The 14,622-nt window shown below is 37.3% G+C and carries 13 protein-coding genes, 10 tRNA genes, 2 rRNA genes and 1 pseudogene; 1 reads left to right on the top strand and 25 read right to left on the bottom strand.

Features of this window, described 5'->3' with window-relative positions; genetic code table 11:
- Positions 1–232 precede the first annotated feature (232 nt).
- The 3 genes from ACFSFW_RS19285 to ACFSFW_RS19275 form a co-directional block, all read right to left on the bottom strand.
- Positions 233–1,231 (bottom strand): sigma-E factor regulatory protein RseB domain-containing protein, encoded by a 999-nt coding sequence (locus tag ACFSFW_RS19285; protein WP_388040610.1) that lies wholly within the window; start codon positions 1,229–1,231, stop codon positions 233–235.
- A complete protein-coding gene (locus ACFSFW_RS19280) occupies positions 1,221–1,781 on the bottom strand; it encodes a sigma-70 family RNA polymerase sigma factor (RefSeq protein ID WP_388040608.1) in 561 nt (186 codons plus the stop codon). Before ACFSFW_RS19280 ends, ACFSFW_RS19285 begins: the two co-directional genes overlap by 11 nt.
- A gap of 234 nt (positions 1,782–2,015) precedes the next feature.
- Positions 2,016–2,153, bottom strand: coding sequence for a hypothetical protein (locus ACFSFW_RS19275; RefSeq protein WP_388040606.1), 138 nt, complete (start codon positions 2,151–2,153; stop codon positions 2,016–2,018).
- Positions 2,154–2,345: 192 nt separating this feature from the next.
- On the opposite strand from ACFSFW_RS19275, the pseudogene ACFSFW_RS19270 reads away from it, so the two are divergent.
- Positions 2,346–2,504, top strand: a pseudogene (locus ACFSFW_RS19270) (IS1595 family transposase); the annotation flags it as partial.
- Positions 2,505–3,112: 608 nt separating this feature from the next.
- Here the strand turns inward: ACFSFW_RS19270 and ACFSFW_RS19265 are convergent.
- The 22 genes from ACFSFW_RS19265 to ACFSFW_RS19160 all read right to left on the bottom strand — a co-directional run.
- On the bottom strand, positions 3,113–3,346 hold the full coding sequence (locus ACFSFW_RS19265; RefSeq protein WP_388040605.1) for a hypothetical protein: 234 nt from the start codon (positions 3,344–3,346) through the stop codon (positions 3,113–3,115).
- Positions 3,347–3,523: 177 nt separating this feature from the next.
- Positions 3,524–3,673 (bottom strand): hypothetical protein, encoded by a 150-nt coding sequence (locus tag ACFSFW_RS19260; RefSeq protein WP_388040604.1) that lies wholly within the window; start codon positions 3,671–3,673, stop codon positions 3,524–3,526.
- A gap of 417 nt (positions 3,674–4,090) precedes the next feature.
- Positions 4,091–4,438, bottom strand: coding sequence for a helix-turn-helix domain-containing protein (locus tag ACFSFW_RS19255; protein WP_388040602.1), 348 nt, complete (start codon positions 4,436–4,438; stop codon positions 4,091–4,093).
- 175 nt (positions 4,439–4,613) lie between these two features.
- Positions 4,614–6,416 (bottom strand): glutamine--fructose-6-phosphate transaminase (isomerizing), encoded by a 1,803-nt coding sequence (gene glmS / locus ACFSFW_RS19250; protein ID WP_304220571.1) that lies wholly within the window; start codon positions 6,414–6,416, stop codon positions 4,614–4,616.
- A 666-nt stretch (positions 6,417–7,082) separates the two neighbouring features.
- On the bottom strand, positions 7,083–8,429 hold the full coding sequence (glmM, locus tag ACFSFW_RS19245) for a phosphoglucosamine mutase (RefSeq protein WP_304220569.1): 1,347 nt from the start codon (positions 8,427–8,429) through the stop codon (positions 7,083–7,085).
- 33 nt (positions 8,430–8,462) lie between these two features.
- The gene (locus ACFSFW_RS19240) at positions 8,463–9,701 is read right to left on the bottom strand and encodes a CdaR family protein (protein ID WP_304220567.1); all 1,239 of its coding nucleotides are present in this window, start codon (positions 9,699–9,701) and stop codon (positions 8,463–8,465) included.
- On the bottom strand, positions 9,694–10,515 hold the full coding sequence (cdaA, locus tag ACFSFW_RS19235) for a diadenylate cyclase CdaA (RefSeq protein WP_099354661.1): 822 nt from the start codon (positions 10,513–10,515) through the stop codon (positions 9,694–9,696). The genes ACFSFW_RS19240 and cdaA overlap by 8 nt, the downstream gene beginning before the upstream one ends.
- A 143-nt stretch (positions 10,516–10,658) precedes the next feature.
- Positions 10,659–11,282, bottom strand: a complete 624-nt coding sequence (locus ACFSFW_RS19230) for an anti-sigma factor family protein (protein ID WP_304220564.1) — start codon at positions 11,280–11,282, stop codon at positions 10,659–10,661.
- Positions 11,283–11,294: 12 nt separating this feature from the next.
- Positions 11,295–11,858: an RNA polymerase sigma factor SigW gene (sigW, locus tag ACFSFW_RS19225; RefSeq protein ID WP_121448404.1), complete on the bottom strand. Its 564-nt coding sequence runs from the start codon at positions 11,856–11,858 to the stop codon at positions 11,295–11,297.
- A gap of 172 nt (positions 11,859–12,030) precedes the next feature.
- The gene (gene rocF / locus ACFSFW_RS19220) at positions 12,031–12,933 is read right to left on the bottom strand and encodes an arginase (protein ID WP_304220561.1); all 903 of its coding nucleotides are present in this window, start codon (positions 12,931–12,933) and stop codon (positions 12,031–12,033) included.
- Positions 12,934–13,105: 172 nt separating this feature from the next.
- Positions 13,106–13,181: transfer RNA gene (locus ACFSFW_RS19215), tRNA-Ala, on the bottom strand.
- Between the two features lie 23 nt (positions 13,182–13,204).
- Positions 13,205–13,279 (bottom strand) — tRNA-Gly (locus tag ACFSFW_RS19210).
- A 6-nt stretch (positions 13,280–13,285) separates the two neighbouring features.
- Positions 13,286–13,358 (bottom strand) — tRNA-Lys (locus tag ACFSFW_RS19205).
- A 5-nt stretch (positions 13,359–13,363) separates the two neighbouring features.
- Positions 13,364–13,438: transfer RNA gene (locus tag ACFSFW_RS19200), tRNA-Gln, on the bottom strand.
- 328 nt (positions 13,439–13,766) lie between these two features.
- Positions 13,767–13,851 (bottom strand) — tRNA-Tyr (locus ACFSFW_RS19195).
- A 15-nt stretch (positions 13,852–13,866) separates the two neighbouring features.
- A tRNA-Thr gene (locus ACFSFW_RS19190) sits at positions 13,867–13,942 on the bottom strand.
- Between the two features lie 17 nt (positions 13,943–13,959).
- Positions 13,960–14,035 (bottom strand) — tRNA-Val (locus tag ACFSFW_RS19185).
- Between the two features lie 5 nt (positions 14,036–14,040).
- Positions 14,041–14,115 (bottom strand) — tRNA-Glu (locus ACFSFW_RS19180).
- A 22-nt stretch (positions 14,116–14,137) separates the two neighbouring features.
- Positions 14,138–14,210 (bottom strand) — tRNA-Thr (locus ACFSFW_RS19175).
- A gap of 2 nt (positions 14,211–14,212) precedes the next feature.
- Positions 14,213–14,287 (bottom strand) — tRNA-Asn (locus tag ACFSFW_RS19170).
- A 6-nt stretch (positions 14,288–14,293) separates the two neighbouring features.
- Positions 14,294–14,409 (bottom strand): 5S ribosomal RNA (gene rrf, locus ACFSFW_RS19165).
- Between the two features lie 63 nt (positions 14,410–14,472).
- Positions 14,473–14,622: ribosomal RNA gene (locus ACFSFW_RS19160) — 23S ribosomal RNA — on the bottom strand; the annotation flags it as partial.

Below are 14,622 nucleotides of genomic sequence, written 5' to 3'. Positions count from 1 at the left end.
TTTCCTTTGAAATTTAATATTTTGTTTATTTAACAGGTACGTTAATCCCCATGGACCAACGCACCTAAACCTGAGATTTAGGGACCTAAAACGCAATTTATTCCCTTAAATAAATTATTTAAGACATCAATGTTGATAGTAAAATAAGTAAATGACAACAATTGAATTTATAATACTAATTAGTTGAAATGTATAATTATTTGTATTTTTATTTTATTTTTTAAAGGAGATTCTACTCAATCTTCTTGTAGCCTTCTAAATTCGGTAAGAACAGTTTTGTATCTATTGGCACATTTATTTGGAGTTCAATTGGATATAAATAGTCAACAACCTCGCCTTTTTTATTATATGTTTCGTATTTTAAGAGAACTCCAGAATCTTTATCAATCCAAAAACGAAATGTTTTAGAGCTGTGTTTTTCTGCGGCGTATTCATTTAAGTCCCCTTTTATAACAATTGAATTATGGGAAAGGATTTCTTCGTTTTGATTTTCAATTTCCCAATTTTCAAAGTCCCCTAAATAATTCAATGTTATTTCTCGTGGAAATAATGAATTTTGAGCTAGACCGATAAGGGGGCGGCTACCCTCTATATACTTACCTTCGTTATAAGTTTTGGTATTAACTTGTATAGACCAAAGCTTCCCATTACCAAAATATGTGTAATTTTTATCGTCTTCCTTACTATTCTTCTCATGATTAGTATCTTCGCTGAATCCAGCCTTCACTTGACCCCAACTTAACGCATATTTAACATTGACAGTACTACTTTGTCCGTCAATATATTCATAGTGCAACTCGAATTCTCCTTTGGCAGTTTCAAATTTATCTGATGATAATAGTTTCTTGTACACTTCCTCTTTTGTAATTTCTACGTAATTTTCTTCCTGGGAAGGGGGAACAATAACGGTGTTTTGTGAAATATCCTTTTTGGGGCTTGAAGTGATTTTACTCGTTTCATGCCCTTTATAAATCTGCTCTGCTTCATTTTTAGAGAATATATCATCAATACCTGCAATGAAATACGTACCAACTAATAAAACAAAAGTAATCACTACACTAAACAGCAGATGAATTCTGCTATTAAACGACCTTGAAAAATTGTTTCGTATAGAATTTATTTTAATAGTTTTTAAGACTCTATTCTTATGTTCTTCAGTAAAGTGAATATTTTTTTCATTTGTTAAAGAATCCCTTAAAGTACTTTTTAATTCCTTAAGCTTATCTTCCATTAGGCTCGCCTCCTTTTATCTTTTTGTCTAGTACATTCCTCGCTCGATGCAATCTTGTCTTCACCGTATTAACCTTGGTCTCCAACATCTTGGCTATATCGTCAATTTTTAGATCCTCATAGTAATATAGAATAATAACCTCTCTTAACTTAATTGGTAAGCCCATAACCATTTCTGCCACCAATAATTTTTCTTCTCGCTTTATATTCTCAATCTCAGCCGAGTATGCAGCTTTATCTTTTTTCACCTTAATAAAATCGGTAAAAATAAGATGTTTATAATGCCAACTCCTGAAAACATCTTTACATTTATTAATAGTTATTCGATAAATCCATGTCTTGTATGAAGATTCATGCCTAAATGAATCTAACTTCTCAAAACACTTTATAAAAACTTCTTGAGCAATATCCTCTGCTAATTGCTTATCTTTCACATATGTATAAGCCAGCATGATAACTTCTTGACCGTACTGATCCATTAACCACTTGATTTTCTCTTCGTTGTCTAGATTTTCATTATATATATCAGGTTCCCTTTCCATTTCAAACATTTATTCGCCCCCTTTTAGTTTTTAATTATTAGACGAGACAAATTATATTTAGGTTCTCAATTATAGAATTGTTCGAAATAAATTAGAGTCAATTACTATTCTCTACATAGAAACCCATACTTCAACAATGAAGTATGGGTTATTAGAACAATATTCCTATTGATTTTAATTAACCTCAAGTATTTTTTAACCTTTGGCAGTTATATTTATACTAACATCTTTTATTGAAGAAATTTATCTGAGTATAAAATAAAGAACAATTGCTCCAACAACGATAATCCCCCCAATAGTTGGACTTCCATAGAATGCTCTATTCCATCCATCGTCAGTATCAATGTTGCTTTTTTCTCGTTTATTATTGTCACTCCTCATTATGTTTCTACCCCCAATTTATATCTTATTAATGCTTACACTTAACCCTTTCTAATGTTTCACCACTATAAGGGTTTTCATTAGCAAAGGCTCTGTTAAAGTCTGTTGTTGAAAATTTGATTTACAGGAACCTACGTTCTATAATTGGTTTAGCTAATATAAAGAGTTGGTGATGACCGTGAGAGCACTGATATTCTTAAAGCTATTGAAAAACTAAATCCAGCAGAAAAACACCGACTACGGGAGTATTTAATTGATGCTCTTACTGTATCTTCCTCGACAGGAACTGTTTCTGAACGGAAAAACAAGAGCGATTATCGTTGCCCTGATTGTGAATCAGAGCATATATTACTATAAGTAATCGGTTTCATTATAACGTAATATTACAAATTTTTATAAAATATCCTATTACTGTTCTTTTACGAAAGTATTGGGACTAATTTATAATGAATCAAGTTCTGGCAATGCATAGTTTGTTAAATCATCTAGTTATATTGTTCAGTTAACTTGTTACCTTCTCTTCGTTATAAACAAAATGCGCCAATCCTGCTTGGATCGACGCATATGTTTACAAATAAACCTTCATCACTTTTTTTAATGAGATTAAGTACTTCTAATATTGTTGTCTTAAATATTTTATCTTCTAGAATATTCCTCCACTCGGTGGAGGAGGCGGGTTATTCCGATGATCATATGGATTTTCTTTTATATCTTTCCGCATTTTCCTTGATGTAGATGAGGATAGGTTAAGGAGGATTATAGGTATTGCAACGATAAGAAGTAATACTACCCAACTATTAAGAAGCCAATTTATCAATTCGACACCCCCTTTATATAGGGTATGTCATAGGACGCGAAAAATTATTTTCAGGTTTTGTTAGGCAACTTAAAGTTTTGGTCTATAAATTGTATATCGACTTATTATGTATTATACTGCGGAGCTGTTTTTTCATTGTTTGCTAAAACTTTGTGTAATCATAGTACCATTTTCGTTTAGAGATATATCTAATATGTCCATCCTCTAATGCTTTTTTCCACCTGTAAATAGCTAATTGGTGTTGCGCTTCAATTTCGTCTCTTCTTTTGCTTGGATGGTTTTTTCTTCTCCTTAAGTGTGAAGCTATGAGTTGATTAGCATTTGTTCTTTCACATTCTTTTACTTGATCCAGTTTTTCTATCTTCTTTCTTCTCATTGTAATCTCCATAATATTAAATTTCTATTGCAGCTTGTTGTCGAATCATATCTCCTTTGTATTATAGGAGGGCTTATCTTTCAAATAGTCTCGCTATGTTTTGATCATTATTTCTTTGATTTTGTGATAAAGGAGTGTATTGTTAATTTGCACTCGTTAATCACTTAATGTTGTAGCTCATGTATCCTCATTTTTTTCATCTTCGCATATCTCTTTGATCAAGTGCCATAAAGCGTTATTTTCTTTATTATTTGGCTCTAATTTTTTACAGTGACTTTCAACAGCCCTTTTAAATTCTTCAGATACACCTTCATCCTTATTATCCATTTTTCATAAGCATCTCCTAAAATCCTGCTACTTTATTTTTGAAAATGATTAATTACTAATCTTCACCGATGGATTACTATAACCAATAGTTTTTTTAAACATTTAACTAACCAAGTTGGATAATAAATAAAAACTTATATTTATAAAACTTATACTTTGCCAAAGGACAACCCCAATAAAGAATAAGATTATTGTAAAGTATTACTAACCGTAAAAGTTCATTTTGTCTCGTAGTATTTTATATGTAAAGAAGAGCAGACTAAAAATTAATATTGCCATTCTCGTTCTTGCAAATATCATATAAAGCATAATCATAGTCAACTTCCTCAAGAATTAAGATCCACCGTTTTGTAGTTCTTATTTTTAAGAAAAGTATAAATCAATCCCATACTTTCATAAAGTCCATATTTTATTGAACTAACCGTTATACCTTTTTATTTTTAAATCCATAATTGCTAAAATTTCATCCTGATCATCCTTAGACAACTTTCTAAATAATGTATATAGTTCAATTTCCTTATCTTCAACTACTGATATGTATGTATTTTTTATACCATTCACTTCATTAGAATTCACTAACAACCATTCCAAATCGACCTTAAAATTCTTATGTATAGATATGATTATCTCAAGTGATGGGTTATATTTACCTTTCTCTATTTCACTCAAGGTTCCCTGAGAAACACCAATTAGTTTTGCAAATTCAACTTGATTTAACTTATTTGTTTTTCTTACATACTTTATTCGATTACCTAAGGTCAACAATAAGGATACCTCCAATTTATAAAAAGTCCCGATGATATAGATTTCCATCGGGACTTTATTGTGTAGTTCCATATTTTTTTAACTAGTTCCATACATTTTTTACTGGTTCCATACATTCTTTATTGGTTCCATACATTTATTTTACTTAACACCCTAAATTTACAGTGCATATTCTTTATTCAACCGTTACACTCTTCGCCAAATTACGTGGCTTATCTACGTCACAGTCACGGTGTAGTGCTGCGTAGTAAGAGATAAGCTGTAACGGAATAACAGAGATAAGTGGTGTTAACATTTCATTAACTTCTGGGAGCACATAACGGTCTTCATCAGTTTCTAAGCCCTTCATTGAAATGATACATGGATGTGCACCACGTGCAACAACCTCTTTCACATTTCCTCGAATGCTTAGGTTAACATGCTCTTGAGTAGCTAGAGCGATAACCGGTGTCCCTTCTTCTATTAAGGCAATTGTTCCGTGTTTTAATTCTCCTCCTGCAAAACCTTCTGCTTGGATATAGGAGATTTCCTTAAGCTTTAAGGCACCCTCTAGTCCAACGAAGAAGTCCATCGCACGACCGATGAAGAAGCAGTTACGAGTAGTAGTGAAGTACTCCCAAGCAATAGCTTCCATTACTTCTTTGTCATCACACAGAGCCTCCATGCTGTTTGCGATAATCCCAAGCTCTTTGACAAGGTCCATACCAACCTTTATCTCCTTTGATTCAGCTGTTACATACGCAAGGATTGCAAGTACTGCTAACTGTGCTGTATAAGCCTTTGTTGAAGCAACTGCAATTTCTGGTCCTGCATGTAATAACAACGTATAATCAGCTTCACGAGAAAGGGTGGAACCAGGTACATTTGTAATGGTAATGGACTTATGGCCCATTTCTTTTACATGTACTAACACAGCACGGCTGTCTGCTGTTTCACCACTTTGTGAGATAAAGATGAATAATGGTTTCTCAGATAATAAAGGCATGTTGTATGAGAATTCACTAGAAATATGAACCTCTACAGGAATGTGCGCCATTTTTTCAATGAATTGTTTCCCAACAAGACCAGCATGATAACTAGTTCCGGCAGCAATAATATAGATTCGATCTGCGTCCTTCATCGCTTCAACAATACAAGGATCAATCGCTAACTTGCCACTTTCAGCTTGATATTCTTGAACTATTTTTCTCATGACTAAAGGCTGCTCGTCAATTTCCTTTAGCATATAGTGTGGGTAAGTTCCCTTTTCAATATCGCTTGCATCAAGCTCTGCTGTATATGGGGCACGGCTGATCATTTCACCCGCTAAATTTTTAATTGTGACAGACTCTTTTTTAACAATGACAATTTCTTTATCCATTAACTCGATATATTGATCGGTTACTTGTAGCATTGCCATTGCATCACTTGCTACAACATTAAAGTTGTCGCCAAGACCTACAAGAAGGGGACTTTTGTTTTTCGCTACATAGATTGTTTCGTTGTTTTGCTCATCAAGCATTGCAATTGCATAGGAACCTTTTAGTAGGCTTAATGTTTTTCGGAAAGCCGCTTCTACTTCCATCCCTTGGTTTACAAATTGAGCTAATACCTGAACAACAACTTCTGTATCTGTATCACTTAGTAACTCAACGTTTTGTAAATACTCATTCTTAAGCTGACTGTAATTTTCAATTACGCCATTATGAACAAGAGTGAATCGTCCAGTTGACGCCTGATGTGGGTGTGCATTGACTCTACTTGGCACACCATGTGTAGCCCAACGAGTGTGTCCAATCCCTGCAGTAGCAAATAAACTTTGATCTACAGCCTCACGAAGAATCGCAATACGACCTTTTTCTTTAAAAACATGTACACCTTCATCATTCATTACTGCGATTCCAGCTGAGTCATAGCCGCGATATTCAAGCTTTTCTAGTCCCTTTAATAAAATCTCTTTCGAGTCTTGATGTCCAATAAAACCTACAATTCCGCACATAATAAGTTTCCTCCCTAAAAAAGGGAACAAGAAAGCACGGGGCTATCTTGCCCCTTTTTTTCCATATTTATCTCTTTTACTCAATCATATCCTTCCGTTTGTGCAGAGAGTCACCCCTCTGTTTTGACTAAAAGGACTTTCGGTCGTGATTGAAATCAACCGGGAGGCATCCGCCGAATTTTCGATAAACCTCCACCTCGTCAACTAAACCTATAACAATAGCCTATGCATTGTTATTTCTTCCGTTCATGGTTTAGTTCTGGCGCTTTAATTAGGAATACTATTTTTAACCCTCCTTTACAAAAATTTGAACAAGAACAATAATACAACACAATCTCTAAACTCGTCAATCATAACATGGCATTTATTTTCCATGTATACTAAAAAATATGCATACTTGGTCCTATTTGTGCCAAGTATGCATATTTTTAATGAAAATGTATTATATGAAGTTCAAAAAGTCGGCTTAAAATGACGCATCGAATTTCTGCGTTGGCTTGCTTTTCCGTTACTCACGTATTAACTGCATACGCTCCGGTACTCAAAGCTGCGCCGCCTTGAAATTTCGACGCACAGGACGTGCTAGTGTCGACAATTCCACAGGATGTGGCGTTCTTGTCGACGCGGTCCTTTTCACCCTCCTTTTTAAACACGTATATTATTTTTTTATTCGATTCCCATCTCTGTTTTTACTACAGAAACGATACGCTCTACGTATTCTTTACAAAGCTCTTCTGTTGGAGCCTCTGCCATTACCCTTACTAAAGGCTCGGTTCCGGAAGGACGTACTAGAATACGACCATTTCCATTCATTTCAGCTTCAACCTGTTCGATAACTTCTTTAATGACTGGGTTATCCGTTACATGATATTTATCTGTTACCTTTACATTCACTAGCAATTGCGGGAATTTTTTCATTTCACTTGCAAGTTGGGATAAAGGTTTCTTTGTGCTCTTCATAATATTCACTAATTGTAGACCTGATAATAGTCCGTCACCAGTTGTATTGTAATCAAGGAAAATGATATGTCCAGATTGTTCTCCACCTAGAATATAACCACTCTTCTTCATTTCTTCTACAACATAGCGATCGCCTACCGCTGTTTGAACACTTTCAATTCCGTTTTCTTCTAATGCTTTATAAAAGCCTAAATTACTCATAACCGTTGATACAACAGTTTGATGCTTTAAACGACCTTGTTCTTTCATATACTTTGCACATATGTACATGATTTGGTCACCATCAACAATTTCTCCATTTTCATCGATCGCAATAAGTCTGTCGCCATCACCATCAAAGGCTAGTCCAACATCTGCTCCTTTTTCCTTTAAAAAGGCTGCAAGGGCTTCAGGATGTGTAGAACCTACACCATCATTAATATTCAAACCATTTGGAGATGTTCCCATTGTAGAAATATCCGCATCCAAGTCAGCAAATAAATGCGTAGCTAGGGATGATGTCGCACCATGGGCGCAATCCAGTGCTACATGGATTCCAGTGAAGTCCTCTTCCACTGTTTGTTTTAGGAATTGAAGATATTTTTGGCCACCTTCAAAATAATCATTCACTTGACCTAAATCAGCTCCAATTGGACGTGGTAACTGATCTTCTGGTAAGTCTAAAAGTGCCTCGATTTCATTTTCCTGTTCATCAGAAAGCTTAAAGCCATCTGGACCAAAGAATTTAATCCCATTGTCTTGTACTGGATTATGTGAAGCAGAAATCATGACACCAGCTTCAGCTCCTAGAGCCTTTGTTAAAAATGCAACACCAGGAGTGGAAATAACACCTAAACGCATGACTTCTGCTCCAATTGATAATAGACCTGCAACGAGTGCGCCTTCTAGCATATGACCTGAAATACGAGTATCGCGGCCAATTAATACCTTTGGTCGTTCTTTATCCTTTGTTAACACATAACCTCCAAATCTTCCAACCTTAAATGCAAGCTCTGGAGTTAGTTCACTATTTGCAACACCTCGTACACCATCTGTACCAAAATATTTTCCCATTTTAAATGATCTCTCCTTTTGCTGATACTTCAATTACTCTTCAATTTCCGTAATTCGTATCTTTGCCTTTTCTTGAGGTAATGCCCACGTAACATTGTCTGGGCCTTTGACTTCTATATCTATATCATGCTCACCAACCCCGAGATTGGTCACATCAATAAACACATCAAAATTTGTAGGACTTGTCCCTTCTATGACACTTGGTGCACCTTGCACATCTAAATTGAGTGTCCCTGCTTCAGGGTCTAAAAACGCAAGTGCAAATTGGGTTCCTAAGCCTAAACTTCTAATTGATAAATCCGAGAAGGTTTCCGATATCTCTTCTTCGATATCAACTGCTACTTCAATTTTTTCAGGGGATACTTGGAAAACCCCTTTTGGTACCGGAACCTTCACTTCAATCGTAGAGTCTTCTCTTATATTATCTAGGTCAATTTCAGCTTCAATAGATGAAATTTCGTCAATCACATCTTTCGGACCAAATATCGTAACTTGATTTGGCGTTGGTGTAATATTGACTAAGCTTAACCCATCCGGAAGTTTTCCTTTTTGCTTAAGGGTAAGAGATACTGATTTATTTGGACTGACAATCGGAACCGCAATTTCTACAACATTTGGTTCCACTGTTACCGACAATACATTTTGATTTTTATCATAAACAGCTACCCTTGATTCCTGTGTAAAATCTTTCGTTACTCCCTTTAGATCGACAACAGCTTTTACGATAGCTACTCTCTCAATTTCCTCTAAAGCTCCAGTTATTTTGACTACTCGAGGTGAGACCACTGGCTCTTCGATTGTATACCCTTCAACTACTTGGTCACGGTTGACAAAGTCCACTTCAACCGGGAATTCCTTTGTTACTTTTTCCTGAATGACAACAGTAATTTCAGCAGGATCAATTTTTACTTTTATTTTTTCAGAGATATTTCGATATTGTAGTTTTACCTTATGGGTACCAACTGATAACTGAGTTAGGTCTGCATATACTTCAATTTCCTTTTGGAGACCTTCTCTTTTAGTTACGCCTGATGGACCCTCTATCGTTACGTTTACATATTGGGGAACTCCAGATACAACTAGATTTTGATCGTCATAGTATGTATTTACCGGAATCTCCGTTAGTGTTTCCGTATAATTTGAAAATAATGGCAACCCTGCAGGACTCTTTGTAGCAGGTTGGTTCTCAAAGCTGACAGATGCAAATAAGAGTAGCGCAAGGAACAATGCAATAATCCGTGTAACCCAACGGTTATCGATTAATCTATCCATTCTTTTTCCCCCTCCATTGCCATAGTGAATGAGAGGTAATGCTTTCATTTGTTATTAGTTCTTGTTTTAGTAAATCTCGAAATGCATCAGGTTTCAAATCCCGGTGTAGTTCGCCGTTCTTTGTTAAAGACACACTTCCTGTTTCTTCTGATACAACGATCGTAATGCTGTCTGTTACCTCACTAATTCCAAGTGCTGCTCTGTGTCGAGTTCCTAATTCCTTTGATATAAATGGGCTCTCTGATAGTGGCAGATAACATGCAGCTGCCGCTACTTGGTTTCTTTGTATAATCACGGCTCCATCATGTAAAGGCGTATTTGGAATAAAGATATTGATTAGTAACTCAGATGATATGGCTGAGTTTAATGGAATCCCTGTTTCCACATAGTCCCCCATCCCCGTTTGTCGTTCAATCGAGATGAGTGCACCAATGCGGCGTTTGGCCATATAATCAGTGGCTTTTGTAATTGCCTCAATTAATTTTACCTGATGATCTTCTTCATCATTACCACTTCTTGAAAATATTTTACCACGGCCAAGCTGTTCCAGTGCCCTTCGTAATTCAGGTTGGAAAATAACGATAATCGCTAAGAATCCCCAGTCCATTACCTGGTCTACTAACCAAAACAAAGTATGTAACTCTAACAGGCTACTTAATAAGCGGATAAAAACGATAACAATAATCCCCTGCAAAAGCTGTACAGCCTTTGTTCCGCGAATAAGGGATAAGATTTTATATATCACATACCAGACAAGGAGAACATCTAGAAAAATGCCAAGGTAACCTAGTAATGGGAGTTCATTAAATGACATTCTCACACTTCCTCTATGAAATAATCCAAACATGCATAGTTAGCTATAATATTATATCATATATCTTTCCTTAACCGATTACAAATTGGTAGGTGGATAAGCTTAATTTTACCCTAAAAAAAAAGACCACCGTGTCCGATGGCCTATTCTTCATCATCAAAAATGTGGATGACATCTGTACCTACCTTTTTTATATGGTACCAAAGCCACTCAAACATTTGATTGACTACCTTAACCTCCCCTGTAACATTTCCAGCAGAGGCCATATAATTCTCACCGTTTATCACAGTGACATTTCCGTCTACGTCCCCCTCTATCACAAGCTTACCATTCTTGACAACAACATCCCCCTTCACTGTTTCACCCTCAGGAACAATGACGGTATTGTTTTCAACAATTAAGTTAGGTTGTTTTGATACAGAGAATTGCTCACTTTCATTCCAGACGGAAAAGAGACTCCCTGCCATTAATACAAGAAAGAGAGCAGCAGCTGATAGCATTGGGTGCTCCCTGAACCAACGTCTAAAGCTTACAGTGCGTTTTTCCTTCGGCAGATTTTGCATGACCTTTAATGTAAAATCATCAGGTGCAGAAATATGAGAAGTACTTTGTACCAACGCAATTGTCTTCTTTAGCTCATGAAAATGTTGATTACAGGATTCGCAGGCATGCAAATGCTCACGTAGTAGCTTCTCTTCCTCTTCAGAAATGTCTTCATCTAGGTAATTATGCATTAACGTAACCATGTGTTTTTCTGAACAGTTCATTTTTTCTCACCCCTATACATGTCGAAGTTGGTTTCGTAGAGCTTCTCGGCCCCTATGAATTCTTGTTTTTACCGTACCCACTGGCAGGTCAAGAATTTCACCAATTTCCTTTAGTGAAAACTCCTCGATGTATTTTAAAACAATAACCGAACGATACTTATCTGGAAGCTTCAGTATCTCCGCTTGGATTAATTCTTGTAGCTCCATCGTCTCAAGCTCGTCCTCTGGTAGTGTTACATCTGCAGCAACTTGGGAATACATAGTTAGTCCATCTGACCCTGCAAGCTCGGCATCCAAGTAATAATCAGGTTTTTTCTTTCGAATGCGGTCAATCGACAGATTCGTTGCAATTCGGTATAGCCATGTCGAAAACTTTTTATTCAAATCATAGCTATGGATATTTACATATGCCCGAATAAAGGCTTCCTGTGCAATATCCTCTGCCTCATGTCGATTCCCAAGCATACGATAGCATATCTGAAAAACCTTGTCTTTGTAAAATTCTACTATTTCCGCAAATGCATTCTGATCTCCATTTTTTAACTGTCTTATTCTGTTTTTAATGATTGTCTCCATTTTGTATACCTCCGCTCTACTCGCGGGTATCATTATTTACGATTCATTTCTTAAAAGGTTTCATTTTCTCCATAATTTTCATTTTAACAAATTTTGGTTGGTTTATGTGCTAAGAAATTCAAATCTTTAAAATAAAAAAACAGTATCCCTTGTTTTGAGATACTGTATGGTATTATAATAGTTTTTCTCCAAATAAAGATCCCATTAAAGCTACCGCCACAGAAGCCGTTTTATTTTTATCATCTAAAATTGGATTAACTTCTACAACTTCAGCAGAAGTAATCAATTTTGATTCCTCTAACATTTCCATCGCTAGATGGCTCTCTCGATAACTAATACCCCCAAGAACTGGAGTTCCTACACCTGGTGCATCATGCGGATCCAGACCATCTAAATCCAACGATAAGTGAACACCATCTGTTTTTTCTTTTAGATAAGCAATAGTTTCTTCCATGACCTTTGTCATACCTAAACGATCAATCTCATGCATGGTATATACTTTGATTCCTAATTTTTTAATTAACTCCTTCTCACCATCATCAAGTGATCTTGCACCAATGATGACTATGTTTTCAGGCTTTACTTTAGGACCATAGCCAGCGATCTCTGTCAATCTCTTATGACCAATTCCAAGGCTTGCAGCAAGCGGCATTCCGTGTATATTACCGGTTGGTGAAGTATCTGCTGTATTTAAATCTCCATGAGCATCGTACCAAATAACCCCCAAGTTTTGATAATGCTTCGCTACACCCGCGAGTGTACCAATCGCAATACTATGGTCACCACCTAGGACAAGTGGGAACCTTCCACCTTGAATGACCTCATCTACTGTTGCAGCAAGCTTTTCATTCGCCTCAGATACTTTTTCAAGGTTCTTTAGATTTTCATCGTTAGCAATTTCTTCACGGGTAGGGCGTGTAATCTCAATATCACCTAAATCATCTATATCATAATCAAGTCTCTCTAATCGTTCAACTACACCCGCATAACGGATGGCACTTGGCCCCATGTCAACGCCTCTGCGCATTTGGCCTAAGTCCATGGGTACACCAATAATGGAAATGTCCTTCTTCATTTTTTATGAACCTCCTTCTCCCATACACTATTGTACCTACTTTTAATAGAATGACTCAACTCAACAAAATCATGTATATATATGCAGGAATAAAGGGAACAGTATGGGCCCAAATGTGGGGTTTATGCAAAAAAAATAAACCTCGATAGGTTTATTGTTAGTTATATGTAATTGGTGGAGCCTAGCGGGATCGAACCGCTGACCTCCTGCGTGCAAGGCAGGCGCTCTCCCAGCTGAGCTAAGGCCCCACATATGAAAAAGAAGTAGTTCATGGAGCGGAAGACGGGATTCGAACCCGCGACCCCCACCTTGGCAAGGTGGTGTTCTACCACTGAACTACTTCCGCTTGAGATGAGCCATGAAGGACTCGAACCTTCGACCCTCTGATTAAAAGTCAGATGCTCTACCAACTGAGCTAATGGCTCTAAAATGGCTGGGCTAGCAGGATTCGAACCTACGAATGACGGAGTCAAAGTCCGTTGCCTTACCGCTTGGCTATAGCCCATTGATTTTGCTACGTGAATAGTCTTCCTGAATAAACATCAAGAAAAATCACCGCAAGAGGATATTTTGGGATATTTCAGTAGGAAATATCACGAAATATCGTCGACATTACTAAGTATTAATGTATTCTTAATATAGTATGTCTTTCTCATCTTCAAATGTTATCAAAACACGGAATTATATTTATTTTATTACCCTAGTATCTTGCTCAGTTAGCACATAAATTATGTGTAATCTAAGGAAATAAATAAGTAACTTCATAAAAATAGCCTACTTCAACCTTTTGAACTTGTCCAAAGAAAGAATAAAGGCTTATGAGCATATGTAAATGGTGGAGGGGGACGGATTCGAACCGCCGAACCCGGAGGGAGCGGATTTACAGTCCGCCGCGTTTAGCCACTTCGCTACCCCTCCATCATTAAATGAAGATGGTGCCGGCGATAGGAGTCGAACCCACGACCTACTGATTACAAGTCAGTTGCTCTACCAACTGAGCTACACCGGCAAATATATATATTAAAATGGTGGAGGATGACGGGATCGAACCGCCGACCCCCTGCTTGTAAGGCAGGTGCTCTCCCAGCTGAGCTAATCCTCCGAAAATGGTGACCCGTACGGGATTCGAACCCGTGTTACCGCCGTGAAAGGGCGGTGTCTTAACCGCTTGACCAACGGGCCAATTTACAATATCTCTTTTTTAAGCTTCCAAGCGGGCTCGAACCGCTGACCTCTTCCTTACCATGGAAGTGCTCTACCAGCTGAGCTATGGAAGCAATGGCTCCGCAGGTAGGACTCGAACCTACGACCGATCGGTTAACAGCCGATAGCTCTACCACTGAGCTACTGCGGAATAAATGCCTAGCGACGTCCTACTCTCACAGGGGCAATGCCCCAACTACCATCGGCGCTGAAGAGCTTAACTTCCGTGTTCGGTATGGGAACGGGTGTGACCTCTTCGCTATCGCCACTAGACTATGTTAAAGGATTCATTCCTTCAAAACTAGATAACGCATTTACATTCATCTTCGAAGTATTTTGGTTAAGTCCTCGATCGATTAGTATCAGTCAGCTGCACATGTCACCATGCTTCCACCTCTGACCTATCAACCTCGTCATCTCCGAGGGATCTTACTAGTTTAACACTATGGGAAATCTCATCTTGAGGGGGGCTTCATGCTTAGATGC

Origin of the sequence: Ferdinandcohnia salidurans (assembly GCF_042680725.1) — a bacterium.
Classification (GTDB): domain Bacteria; phylum Bacillota; class Bacilli; order Bacillales; family Bacillaceae_L; genus Ferdinandcohnia; species Ferdinandcohnia salidurans.
Note: the sequence above shows the minus strand (reverse complement) of the source record. Positions and strands in the feature narration are given on the sequence as shown.

Coding starts and splice junctions, on each gene's coding strand:
- ACFSFW_RS19285 (WP_388040610.1), bottom strand. CDS start 1,231: ATGGAAGATAAGCTTAAGGAATTAAAAAGTACTTTAAGGGATTCTTTA.
- ACFSFW_RS19280 (WP_388040608.1), bottom strand. CDS start 1,781: ATGTTTGAAATGGAAAGGGAACCTGATATATATAATGAAAATCTAGAC.
- ACFSFW_RS19275 (WP_388040606.1), bottom strand. CDS start 2,153: ATGAGGAGTGACAATAATAAACGAGAAAAAAGCAACATTGATACTGAC.
- ACFSFW_RS19265 (WP_388040605.1), bottom strand. CDS start 3,346: ATGAGAAGAAAGAAGATAGAAAAACTGGATCAAGTAAAAGAATGTGAA.
- ACFSFW_RS19260 (WP_388040604.1), bottom strand. CDS start 3,673: ATGGATAATAAGGATGAAGGTGTATCTGAAGAATTTAAAAGGGCTGTT.
- glmS (WP_304220571.1), bottom strand. CDS start 6,416: ATGTGCGGAATTGTAGGTTTTATTGGACATCAAGACTCGAAAGAGATT.
- glmM (WP_304220569.1), bottom strand. CDS start 8,429: ATGGGAAAATATTTTGGTACAGATGGTGTACGAGGTGTTGCAAATAGT.
- ACFSFW_RS19240 (WP_304220567.1), bottom strand. CDS start 9,701: ATGGATAGATTAATCGATAACCGTTGGGTTACACGGATTATTGCATTG.
- cdaA (WP_099354661.1), bottom strand. CDS start 10,515: ATGTCATTTAATGAACTCCCATTACTAGGTTACCTTGGCATTTTTCTA.
- ACFSFW_RS19230 (WP_304220564.1), bottom strand. CDS start 11,282: ATGAACTGTTCAGAAAAACACATGGTTACGTTAATGCATAATTACCTA.
- sigW (WP_121448404.1), bottom strand. CDS start 11,858: ATGGAGACAATCATTAAAAACAGAATAAGACAGTTAAAAAATGGAGAT.
- rocF (WP_304220561.1), bottom strand. CDS start 12,933: ATGAAGAAGGACATTTCCATTATTGGTGTACCCATGGACTTAGGCCAA.